This window comes from Acinetobacter proteolyticus, assembly GCF_000367945.1.
GTDB lineage: Bacteria > Pseudomonadota > Gammaproteobacteria > Pseudomonadales > Moraxellaceae > Acinetobacter > Acinetobacter proteolyticus.
In genome coordinates this window covers 1,759,638-1,771,546 of record NZ_KB849179.1, presented here as the reverse complement: position 1 = coordinate 1,771,546, position 11,909 = coordinate 1,759,638, and the positions used below count along the sequence as shown (strand labels likewise).

General features: G+C 42.2%; 9 protein-coding genes. 6 read left to right on the top strand and 3 right to left on the bottom strand.

Annotation, left to right across the window (positions count from 1 at the left end):
* The first annotated feature begins 185 nt into the window (after positions 1 to 185).
* A complete protein-coding gene (locus F993_RS08520) occupies positions 186 to 1,070 on the top strand; it encodes a helix-turn-helix transcriptional regulator (protein WP_004654820.1) in 885 nt (294 codons plus the stop codon).
* An 82-nt stretch (positions 1,071 to 1,152) separates the two neighbouring features.
* Here F993_RS08520 and F993_RS08525 read toward each other — a convergent pair whose 3' ends face one another.
* The gene (locus tag F993_RS08525; RefSeq protein WP_004654818.1) at positions 1,153 to 1,836 is read right to left on the bottom strand and encodes a hypothetical protein; all 684 of its coding nucleotides are present in this window, start codon (positions 1,834 to 1,836) and stop codon (positions 1,153 to 1,155) included.
* A gap of 46 nt (positions 1,837 to 1,882) precedes the next feature.
* The gene (locus F993_RS08530; protein WP_032812724.1) at positions 1,883 to 4,054 is read right to left on the bottom strand and encodes a TonB-dependent siderophore receptor; all 2,172 of its coding nucleotides are present in this window, start codon (positions 4,052 to 4,054) and stop codon (positions 1,883 to 1,885) included.
* Positions 4,055 to 4,397: 343 nt separating this feature from the next.
* On the opposite strand from F993_RS08530, the gene F993_RS08535 reads away from it, so the two are divergent.
* The 3 genes from F993_RS08535 to F993_RS08545 all read left to right on the top strand — a co-directional run bounded on the left by F993_RS08535 (position 4,398) and on the right by F993_RS08545 (position 8,638).
* On the top strand, positions 4,398 to 5,474 hold the full coding sequence (locus tag F993_RS08535; RefSeq protein WP_004654814.1) for an amidohydrolase family protein: 1,077 nt from the start codon (positions 4,398 to 4,400) through the stop codon (positions 5,472 to 5,474).
* Position 5,475: 1 nt separating this feature from the next.
* Positions 5,476 to 6,318 (top strand): SDR family NAD(P)-dependent oxidoreductase, encoded by an 843-nt coding sequence (locus F993_RS08540; RefSeq protein ID WP_004654812.1) that lies wholly within the window; start codon positions 5,476 to 5,478, stop codon positions 6,316 to 6,318.
* Positions 6,319 to 6,937: 619 nt separating this feature from the next.
* Positions 6,938 to 8,638 carry an NAD-dependent malic enzyme gene (locus F993_RS08545; protein WP_004654810.1) on the top strand — a complete coding sequence of 567 codons (1,701 nt, stop codon included), beginning with the start codon at positions 6,938 to 6,940 and terminating at the stop codon, positions 8,636 to 8,638.
* A gap of 42 nt (positions 8,639 to 8,680) precedes the next feature.
* Here F993_RS08545 and F993_RS08550 read toward each other — a convergent pair whose 3' ends face one another.
* The gene (locus tag F993_RS08550; RefSeq protein ID WP_004654809.1) at positions 8,681 to 9,103 is read right to left on the bottom strand and encodes an Lrp/AsnC family transcriptional regulator; all 423 of its coding nucleotides are present in this window, start codon (positions 9,101 to 9,103) and stop codon (positions 8,681 to 8,683) included.
* A 228-nt stretch (positions 9,104 to 9,331) separates the two neighbouring features.
* Between F993_RS08550 and F993_RS08555 the strand changes: the two genes are divergently transcribed.
* On the top strand, positions 9,332 to 10,603 hold the full coding sequence (locus F993_RS08555) for a Glu/Leu/Phe/Val family dehydrogenase (protein ID WP_004654808.1): 1,272 nt from the start codon (positions 9,332 to 9,334) through the stop codon (positions 10,601 to 10,603).
* Between the two features lie 79 nt (positions 10,604 to 10,682).
* Positions 10,683 to 11,888 (top strand): aspartate aminotransferase family protein, encoded by a 1,206-nt coding sequence (locus F993_RS08560; RefSeq protein WP_004654806.1) that lies wholly within the window; start codon positions 10,683 to 10,685, stop codon positions 11,886 to 11,888.
* Positions 11,889 to 11,909: the final 21 nt, after the last annotated feature.

The window sequence follows — 11,909 nt, the reverse complement described above, 5'->3', positions numbered from 1 at the left end:
CGCTATTGTATTGAATTTTATAAGCTTAAAAAGGGAAGGTTGACTGTATAAGAATGAGAAAGGAGTTGATCGATTTTTATACTATCGAAATCTTCTGAAAAAGATTATTGGTGATTTGTTCGGCTTGTACAATAACTGAAACGCCAATGTTTTTGCAGAAACACTTTTAAGGACAAATGCGCAAAATGAGTGATGAGCATGTTTTAACAGATATCTTTTTTGATATTTATCGCTTCGCTAATATCTCGGGTGAAATCTATGCTGTTGAACATCTTTCAGCACAAGACAAACTGTGCTTTCCTGCCCGATATGCTTATATCCATATTATTCAGCTGGCGAGCTGTCGATTGAGAATCAAACGAATGCAAGTCGATTTGATTTTGCAGCAAGGCGATATTGTTGTATTGCCTACCAAGTTGGAACATTCGATCGAAGCATGTAAAGGACAGGATTCCGTTGCTGATGTAATTAGCTGTACTTTTCAATTGAATGGTGTTTATGGCGAGGCGATTGCAGAAGGATTGCCGAGTTACATTCATGTACCGTCACACCATAATGCTGAAAAAGTCGCGGAATGGGTACCCATGACAGTTGCTGCAATCAAGCTTGAGCTGGAACACCCAGCACTGGGTAGTCGAGTCATGTTGTCTCGAATCATTGATTTATTGTTGGTCTGGTCGATACGGTTTTGGTTAGCAACGGAGATGATTGAACATCAAAGTTGGATTTCTGCATTACGCGATCCGATGATGAGTAAGGCATTATCATTGATGCATGCACACCCCGCCTATGAATGGGATGTGAATTCGCTTGCCCAACTGACCAAACAATCTCGCTCCAGTTTTTCCAAAAAATTTGTTGAATGGGTTGGCGTACCCCCGATGCTGTATTTAAAAAATTGGCGGATGAAGTTAGCCAGCCAATTGCTCAAAGAAACAGATAAAAATATTGCACAAGTTGCTGAATGCGTCGGCTATTCCTCTCAAGCCGCCTTTAGTCGTGCTTTTGCACAGCGCTTTGGTTGTGCACCTAAAAACTTTAGGGCAACGATGAGTCTGGAAGTATTTTAGAGCATTCAAGCAAAGGTCGTAGTAAGAATTTAAACTGACGCATCATGAAATACATCAGTTCATTGAAATCTAAGCTTGGATTTTATTTGTTCAATGACCATTGAATCGCGGCATCAAACAGTTTCAAGCCGTCCTCAGACAGATTGCTAAAAGTTTCGTTATTGAGAAAAAACATTAGTCGTTTTGCTGGTGCTAGCGACTCATAATCCATAGTTGCACCTTTTTCATAGCCCCAGATTGCGACTTTTTCAGGTTGTCCATAAATGGTTGCAATGATGGTTGCACCTAATCCTGGTTTGCCCCAACTCATTGGCGCCTGTGCTTGATAGACATTATGAGTTCCTGCTGCTAATTGAGCGGATAGAGGATGAGGTGCATTGACCAGCCACAAATAACGTTCTTTCTCCACTTCGCCAAAATCAGTATCAATTCGTTTACCGGTCATCGCTAGATCATCGAGATAATCATTTTCCCATGTCATCAGCGGAATCGGGAGTTGTCGCCAACCTGATTGAAGATTTTTGGATGCCACCGTTGATGAGATAATCACGAGATCGGTGTTTTTTAAACTGTTGGGGGAAACAGATTGATCGAGTAGCTCAACCTGATAGCCCTTGCGTTGCAAGTAATTTTGAATCGCAACATCGGTGGCAAAGGAAGCCCCTTTAAGCTGTGAAATCAGCGCAATTCGGGTTTGGGCATACGCAGACGATGTCCATGTACTAAAGGCAAGGATCATCGTCATGATCGTAAGAATTTTTTTCATATTGATCTCAAAAGCGCAGTAATGAACTTACTGCGCTGATCCTCTATTAGAATTTAAACGTGGCACGTAATACCGCTTGACGAGAATCCCCTTGAGACACCGCCAGATTATTAACGCTGGCCGTATAGTAGGTTTTATCAAAGATATTATTTAAATTAAATTGGAAGTTCACTGCTTGTTTGGCAATCGTGGTGTCATAACTGACAAAGGCATTGGCCAATGCATACTCTGGCAGCTCAAAGCTATTTTCCGAGTCTCCCGCACGTTTACCGACATAATTGCCACTGAGCCCTAAACGTAATTTGCCATGATAAAGTTCGCCATAATTATAGGCCAAGGCTAATGAGGCTGTATCTCGTGCGACATTGCTCAAGCGATTACCTTGCAGACCAAGCTCATCTTCAGTGACTTTGGCATCGGTATAGGCGTAGGTCAGGGTTGCATCAAGTTGATCAGTCAGACGGCCTGTCAGGTCGAGTTCAGCGCCTTTGGAACGGACTGCGCCTGTGGTATGCAGTTCGACTTCATTACTGGATGGATTGGTTACTTTGGCTAAAACATTACGCTTTTTAATATCGTAGAGTGCAAAGTTAGCTTTAATACGCTCATTGAATTCGTATTTGGCACCGACTTCATAAGATTTGGCTTGTTCAGGTTTAACGTGCGCATCAATGACTGCATCGCCGCCTAAAGGTGCGATTGAAGACGAGGGTTTTAGGGATTCGGTATAGCTGCCATAGAAAGACAGTTGATCATTCCATTGATAGACTAAGCCTGCATGTGGAAGCCATGCATCATCCTTTGTATTGGTATTTTCCTTAAATGGTCTGCCACGTCCAGCAGTCTGTTGATAATTCAGGTAACGTCCACCGAGCACGGCAATCCAGTTTTCATTTAAGTGGATGGCATCTTGCATATAAAAACCGTAAGTATGCAATTTATCGGTTTGGTCGCTATCGGATGCAACGATATTTTGAGAAGCTTCAACCGTTCCGAACTTTGGATTTAAGTAATCTAAAGTTGAAGTATCACCACGGACCATATCTGGACGGAAATATTTACGGTATTCGATGTCTGAACCAATTTGCAGATCATGTTTTAAACCCAGTAAATTGACTGAACCATTGAGATAAGCTTGAGCATTGCTGTCCACGCTTTCAGCATTTAGAGTGGCATCGGTACGGCGTGTCACCGTATGGTTGGCCGTATTTAGCTTGGTCACACGGAGTTGATTGGCATCGTAAGTTTCGTAATTATAGCTATAGCCCAGGTGAGCTGACCAGTTATCATTAAGCTGATGATCAACTAAGAGTTGCGCCAAATGAGCTTCACCTTTCATTTGGTTAAAGGCTTCATCTAAGCGTTGATATTTCGAGATTGGTAAGGCTTGCTTGGTCTTTGGATCAAAAATAGTGGAACGATCAAAAGGGACGTCAAAGTCACGATATTGATAACTTAAATTGACTTTGGTTTGACCATTATCCCAACCTAATGAGGGTGCAATTAAAGTCTGTTTGAGATTACCGAAATTACGCCAATAGTCTGCATCGGAATGATCGGCAATAAAACGATAGGCAAAGTTACTGTCGCTGATTGAACCCGTGGTATCCAGACTCGCACCTAGACCATTTTTACCTGCGGCGAAGCTTGAGCCATAAACTGAAAATTCAGTTTTTTGCGTCGTTTCAGGTTTTTTTGTAATGACATTGACCACACCACCTGGGTCCATAATGCCGTAGAGTAAAGACGCAGGCCCTTTTAAAACTTCAACCTGCTCAACCGCAGCATTCATGGTGCGACCTTGCACAATTGGCATGCCATTCACGGTAATCGAGCCATCACGATTATCACCAAAACCCCGTTTCATGACGGTATCTTGAGTACCACCCAACGTATTGCCCTGCGTAATACCACTGACTTGGGTCAGTGCATTGTCCAAGTTTGCTGGCAAATAATCTTTCATATATTGTTTAGACACTACATTTACGGTTTGTGGGCTTTCTAGATTGTTTTGATTGCCGCGTAATGTTGATGCTGTTGGTGCGGCGATATAACTGGAGGATTGCTCAGCTTGCACATTAATGGTTGCGAGTTGTGTGGGGTGTTCTGAGGTCATTTCTGCCCACGACAGCACAGGTATTAAAGATAAAAGGAATGGGCTGCTTTGTTTTAAAATTTCAATAGTAATAAGATTTTTGCGTGGGGAGAAAGCAGACATAAGGATACCAGTGCGATACAGAAAATGAGGTTGATGCAGGAGCGTCATAAACTTATTGGGCTTAAAAGGGCGGTTGAGCATGCAATAAGCGGCTTAAGTATAGTTAAATAGGAATCATTTACAATAATGGCAGAGTTTATAAAAATTAAAGTATTGATAATGCATTTATTATTCTTACTAATGAATGAATGCTATTCATAGTTAAATATTTAAATAAATCATTTTATTCATAGTACTTTGTTCAGTAGGCTAAAACCACGAACACTGTATTTAGAAATATTAGAGATGTCATGGATGAGCATCATTTCAAATTTTATGCGCTGAGCTTATATCGAGTACAACAATGACAAGATTAGATTTTGCAATCATAGACCCGCATATTCATCAGTGGGATCCTTATCACACACCGCATTCAGCAGCCTTATTGGTCAAAGCTTTGGGGAAATATCCGAGGGTGATGGATCGAGTGGTCAGGTTAGTCAAGCCTAAGCCGTTATTGGATAGTTTAGGCTTAACAGAATACGCATTACGTCCTTATTTACCTGAGCATTATCAGGCCGACACTTCGCTATTTTTAGTCGAGAGTGTGGTTCATGTCGAAGCCAACTGGCATCACCACAAAGGCTTGGGTGTGGTTGAAGAAACGGATTGGATTCAGCAATTAGATTTTAAAGCACAAGGTCTAAAATTAGGTGCCATTGTTGCGACAGCTGATCCAAGAGATCGAAAATTTAAGGATATTCTTAAAGCCCATCAGCAGGCGAGCCCACGCTTTCGCGGTATCCGTAAAATGGGGGCTTGGCATCAAGATAAGGGTGTTTACCGTTGGTGTGATCAGCCACATTTATACCAGAACAAGAAATTCCTTACAGGTTTTGAACAACTGGCAAAACTGGATTTATCTTTTGATGCATGGGGCTATTCCACCCAATTAAATGAGATTACTGCCTTAGCTCAACAATTTCCTGAAACGCGTATTGTGGTTGACCATCTGGCGACACCTGTTGGTTTATTTGGAGCCGTAGGCAAGAAAACGGGAATGACACAATCGCAGCGTGATGCCATTTTTAAACAATGGCAACAGGATTTGGCACGACTGGCGGAACAGAAAAATGTCCATGCCAAAATCTCAGGTTTGATGATGCCCGTATTGGGGCATCGCTTTTATCAGCAAGATCGAACGGCAAGTGTAAGTGAGATGGTGAGTTTACTCACGCCAATGATTCAACATGCAATCGCGGTATTTGGTACAGAGCGGATCATGTTTGCATCCAATTTTCCCATGGATAAGCCGAATGCCCGTTTAAATGACCTAATCCACGCCTATATTCAAATGCTGAGTCCTTATGGTGATCAGGCTTTGCATACCATGTTTAGACAAAACGCTGCCAATTTTTATCAACTTCAAATAGAGTCATGATATGAAAAGTTTTAATCAAAAAGTCGCTGCAATTACGGGCGCGGGATCTGGTATTGGGCAACAGCTCGCAATTTTATTGGCACAGCAGGGTGCTGATTTAGCGCTGAGTGATGTCAATCAAAAAGGCTTGGTAGAAACACAGGCATTGCTACAACAGTATCCAGTCAAAGTCACGGTGACTAAACTGGATGTATCTGATCAGCAGGCTGTTCGTGACTGGGCAGAAGACAGCTTTAAGGCACATGGCAAAATCAATCTGATTTTTAATAATGCAGGTGTAGCCCTCGCCAGTACTGTTGAAGGTATGAGTTATGAAGAATTGGAATGGATTTTCAAGATCAACTTCTGGGGCGTGGTCTATGGCACCAAAGAGTTTTTACCTTATCTCAAGCAAAGTGGTGAAGGGCATATTATTAATATTTCCAGTCTGTTTGGCCTAACTGCGCAACCCACTCAAAGTGCCTATAACGCGACGAAATTTGCAGTTCGTGGTTTTACTGAAGCCTTAAGACAAGAATTAAAACTTCAAAATGATGGCGTGAGTTCAACTTGTGTACATCCGGGAGGAATCCGTACCAATATTGCCAATAGCGCACGGATGAGTGACAGTATTCGGAGCCTAGGTATGAATCCAGCTAAGGCCAGTCAGGCATTTAATAAGGTCTTAAAAACACCACCAGAGCAGGCGGCCAAAGTTATTCTAGATGCGGTGAAAGCGGATAAAGCACGGATCTTGATTGGTAATGATGCCAAAGTACTGGATCTGATTCAGCGCATTACCCCAACGCATTATTCACATGCGCTAAGCTTTTTCACTAAGAAGTCCAAGAAAAAGAAAGCTTAAAAACGCGGAATGGTAGCGAAATATTTGAGTTCACCTTCAGTTTGAATCAGGTGGCTTTGTTATTCAAATAGATGAAGGCATTGCTCATTGTTAAACAAGGAGCGTTATAGGGTGAGCAATGCTTTCACATAGATCATATAAAACTGGCGATCATTTGCAATAGAGCGAGCAAAATTGTCCCATCTTGTTAGTTTTAAAGGGTTTAATGGTGGTGTAGAGCGCGATAGAAGAGAAAGAGTTGAATAACTAAAGTCAGATGATGCATGTCATATGATTTTAAAACAGCAAAGATTGACTACTTCGAACCAAGACAATATCTGATCGCCAAGCACAATGTCAGAGAGGAATGCCTATTAAAAAGCAGCTAGAACGATATCACTACAATTCTAAAGTATCCTGAATGCAAAAATAATTCAAAATGTTGCATGAAAGCTTAAAAAACGATCCAAAATAGGGACTACTATTTATTTACTAAATATTGAATCGGTTTACATACAGTTAGATTATTCGGTTTCGAGCTCTGATTAGTGTAAATTATTGCCCATGCCAAAGCGCTTTTTTAAAGTACTTCAGCGAATCCATTTTTTGTACATTCGAGAGAGAGTCTAAAGAGTAAAGTATGTCTGTGAGCCTTAGTAAAATCAAAAAACCTTTATATATTCACTATGCTGGAAACGCTCTTTTAGAACTACCTCTGTTAAATAAAGGCTCTGCTTTTTCTGAAGAAGAACGAGAGAATTTTAACTTACATGGGCTAGTTCCATACAATATCGAGAATATTGAAGAGCAGACGCAACGTTCATATCAGCAGTACCTTTCATTTGATAGTGACTTGAATAAGCATATTTATTTGCGAAATATTCAAGATACCAATGAAACCTTGTTCTATAACTTGTTGAGTCAGCATTTAGATGAAATGCTACCGATTATTTATACTCCAACGGTTGGGGAAGCTTGTCAGCGCTTCTCAGACATCTATCGTCGACATCGCGGTATTTTTATTTCCTATCCAGAGCGTCAGTACATTGATCAAATTATCCATAACGTGAATAAGAAAAACGTTAAGGTGATTGTGATTACCGATGGTGAACGCATTTTGGGTCTGGGCGATCAGGGAATTGGTGGTATGGGTATTCCAATTGGTAAGTTGTCGCTCTATACCGCATGTGGTGGGATTAGTCCTGCGTATACCTTGCCGATTACCATTGATGTCGGCACCAATAACCAAGAATTGCTGGATGACCCAATTTATATGGGTTGGAAACAGCCACGTATTCGTGGTGAGCAATATTATGAATTTGTTGAGCAGATTATTAAGGCAGTGCGCCAGCGTTGGCCAGATGTGCTGATTCAATTTGAAGATTTTGCGCAAACCAATGCCATGCCATTATTGACTCAGTACCGCGATAAAATTTGCTGTTTTAATGATGATATTCAAGGTACGGCAGCAGTCACTGTTGCGACCCTAATTGCTGCCTCAAGAGCACAAGGCAAACAACTGAAAGACCAAACCGTTACCTTTGTGGGTGCAGGTTCAGCAGGATGTGGTATCGCTGAACAGATCGTTAGACAGATGATGGATGAAGGTCTGAGTGACCATGAAGCGCGTTCACGCATCTTTATGGTGGATCGTTTCGGCTTGATGACCGATCAACAACCAAACTTACTCGATTTTCAGCAAAAACTTGCCACGCCAGTCACTGCAATTAGCACTTGGGAATATACAGGTGACAACGTCGCTTTGTTGGACGTGGTCAAGAATGCCAAACCAAGTATCTTGATTGGGGTCTCGGGGCAGGCAGGTTTGTTTAGTGAAGAGGTCATCAAAACCTTAGCTAAATATTATAAGCATCCGATTGTGTTGCCGTTGTCGAACCCGACCTCACAAGTGGAAGCGCAACCGAAAGATATTATTGAATGGACGCAAGGTGCTGCAATTGTGGCAACAGGGAGTCCTTTTGCACCAGTTTATTTCCAAGGCAAGGTGTATAGCATTGCACAGTGCAATAACTCGTATATCTTCCCAGGTATTGGCCTTGGGGTGATTGCATGTGGCGCAACGCATATCAGTGATTCGATGTTGATGGCTGCAAGTACTGCTTTGGCAGATTGTTCACCGCGTTTGAAAAATGCCGCAGCGGATTTATTGCCAAATATCAATGATATTCAACAGGTATCTAAGTTTATTGCCTTTAAAGTGGCAAAAGCTGCTATGGCGGATGGCTTGGCCGTACCGTTGAGTAATGATGTGTTGAAACAAGCGATTGAAGATAATTTCTGGACACCAGAATATCGTAACTATCGCCGTGTCAGTTATTAAGCCATTTAATTTAAAAAGGGACTCTTGATAGAGTCTCTTTTTTTAGGTCTTATAGGTGGAAAGCAAAATACTGGTTTCACTATTGTAAATTCCTGAAATATTTCGGATTCGCTCTAGGGCTTTATCAAAGTTTTCCAAACTATCAGATTGCAACTCAACCAGAATATCCCATTTACCATTGGTGGTATGCAGTCGCTCAACGGCTGATTCTAAGCGTAACTCCCGAATCACGGCCTGCGCTCGTGTGCCTTCGACCATGATATTCATCCATGCCCGAATGATATTTTTTTCAGCATTGGGACGGAAACGCACGGTATAGCCCGTGATGATCCCCGTTGATTCCATATATTCAATTCGTTTCTGCACTGTGGCTCGAGACACGCGTGTTTTCGCTGCCAAGTCGGTAATTGACATCCGTGCATTGTCTTTGAGTAAGCCTAATATAATATGATCGATATTGTTCATTTTGATTCTTTCTATTAGCAAATTGATAAAAAATAATTCATTTTAATCATTATAACGAATTTTGTGAATCAATTTGATTCTTAATAATAATAACAATACAACACCCCAAGCATTTTCACTTCGGCACGAAAGAAGCTGAATGCACATCAGGGAGGATGGGGGTAGGACGCCCTTACACAAAGGGAATCTGTGAATAACAGGGACAATTGATTAATTAAGGAATAGACGATGTCTTTATCATATGCGGCTCAAAATGGCAGTGCTTGGCAAACTTTTCTCACTCAAGTTGATCGTGTGGCACCTTATTTGGATGCTGACCTCAGTAACTTTGTCAATACACTGAAAACGCCAAAACGTACTCTGATTGTCGATGTACCAATCGTGATGGACGATGGTTCAATTCGCCATTTTGAAGGTTACCGTGTACAGCACAATTTATCACGTGGTCCAGGTAAAGGCGGTATCCGCTACCACCAAGATGTTGAACTGAATGAAGTCATGGCTTTATCTGCATGGATGACCATTAAAACTGCAGTATTGAACCTGCCGTTTGGTGGTGCCAAAGGCGGTATTCGCGTCAATCCAAAAGAACTTTCACCGCGTGAATTAGAACGCTTAACTCGTCGTTTCACCAGTGAAATTAGCCCAATCATTGGCCCTCAAATTGACATTCCTGCGCCAGATGTTGGCACCAATGCCAATATTATGGGCTGGATGATGGATACCTATTCAAGTATCAAAGGTCATACCGTAACAGGTGTGGTGACAGGTAAGCCAGTTCATTTAGGTGGTTCACTAGGCCGAGTTCGTGCAACAGGCCGTGGGGTATTCGTAACGGGTATGCAGGTTGCGGAACGTATTAAATTACCAGTCGAAGGCAGTAAAGTGGCGGTACAAGGCTTCGGTAACGTCGGGAATGAAGCCGCTTATTTGTTTAGCCACGCAGGCGCAAAAATCGTTGCCGTACAAGACCATACTGGTACCATTTTCAATGCAGAAGGCTTGGATGTTAAAGCATTGCAAAAGCATGTCGTTGAAACAGGTGGCGTGATGGGCTTTGTTGATTCAACTGTGATCTCAGACGAAGAATTCTGGACGGTTGATATGGACATTCTCATTCCTGCGGCATTGGAAGGCCAGATTACGGTTGAACGTGCACAAAAACTGAAAGCGAAAATCGTACTTGAAGGTGCGAACGGCCCAACTTATCCAGAAGCAGATGATGTATTTGTAAGCCGCGACATTACTGTTGTTCCTGATGTGATCTGTAACGCAGGTGGTGTAACCGTCAGTTATTTTGAATGGGTTCAAGATATGGCGAGCTACTTTTGGAGCGAAGACGAAATCAATGAACGTCTTGATAAGTTGATGATCCAAGCCATTGCTGATGTTTGGAACACGGCAGCACAGAAGGAATGTAGCTTACGTACCGCAGCGTATATTTTGGCATGTGAACGTATTCTGAAAGCGCGTAAAGAACGCGGTATTTTCCCAGGTTAAGTCATTTATAAAATTAAAGTGAAAGGGCTTGTTGAGCATTTAACAAGCCTGAAGATTAAACAGGAAGTGAGTAAATAAAATGAGCGAAGTCGCAATTACACGTAGCAATTTTAATGATTGGATGGTTCCAGTTTTTGCCCCAGCAAATTTCATTTTAGTACGCGGCGAAGGGTCACGTCTTTGGGACCAGAACGATAAAGAATATATTGATTTTGCAGGTGGGATCGCGGTAAATGCCTTGGGTCATGCACATCCTGTTGCAGTCAATGCCTTAACTGAACAAGCGCAAAAGCTGTGGCACATTGGGAATGGTTATACCAACGAGCCAGTATTACGCCTTGCGAAACAATTGGTGGATAGTACTTTTGCGGACAAAGTCTTTTTCTGTAACTCGGGTGCAGAAGCCAACGAAGCTGCATTAAAACTGGCGCGTAAAGTTGGTTTGCTCAGTGGCAATGCAAATAAGAACCAGATTGTTGCATTTAAGAATGCCTTCCACGGTCGTACTTTGTTTACCGTAACGGCAGGTGGTCAGCCAAAATATTCTCAAGACTTTGCACCATTACCGGGTGGCATTGAACATACTGCATTTAATGACCTTGAAGCAGCAAAAGCAGCGATCACTGAAAATACTTGTGCCGTGATTGTTGAACCGATCCAAGGTGAAGGTGGTGTTCTGCCAGCGGACATCGAATTCTTAAAAGGCTTACGTGCACTGTGTGATGAAAAAGGTGCGGTATTGATTTTTGATGAAGTACAAACGGGTGTCGGTCGTACAGGTTCACTGTATGCCTATATGAATACAGGGGTAACACCTGACATTCTCACCACGGCAAAAGCATTGGGTGGTGGTTTCCCGATTGGTGCAATGATTACGACAGATCATTATGCCAACATGTATGCAGTCGGCGATCACGGTACCACTTATGGTGGTAACCCATTGGCTTGTGCAGTTGCTGGCGCGGTGTTTGAATTTATCAATACACCAGAAGTGTTAGATGGCGTTAAACAACGTCATCAATATTTCATCGATGCCTTAAATAAAATCAATGCTGAGTACGGATTGTTCAAAGAAATCCGTGGTCAAGGTTTGTTAATCGGTTGTGTATTGAAAGATGAACATGCTGGCAAAGCGAAGAATATCGTGACTTTAGCGGGTGAAGAAGGGTTATTGGCCTTGGTTGCAGGGGCTGATGTGGTTCGTTTCACACCTTCATTGATCATTCCTCAACACGATATTGATGAAGGTCTAAACCGTTTTGTTCGTGCATTAGCACGCCTCTAAGTCTGCTGTGAGCATCTACCC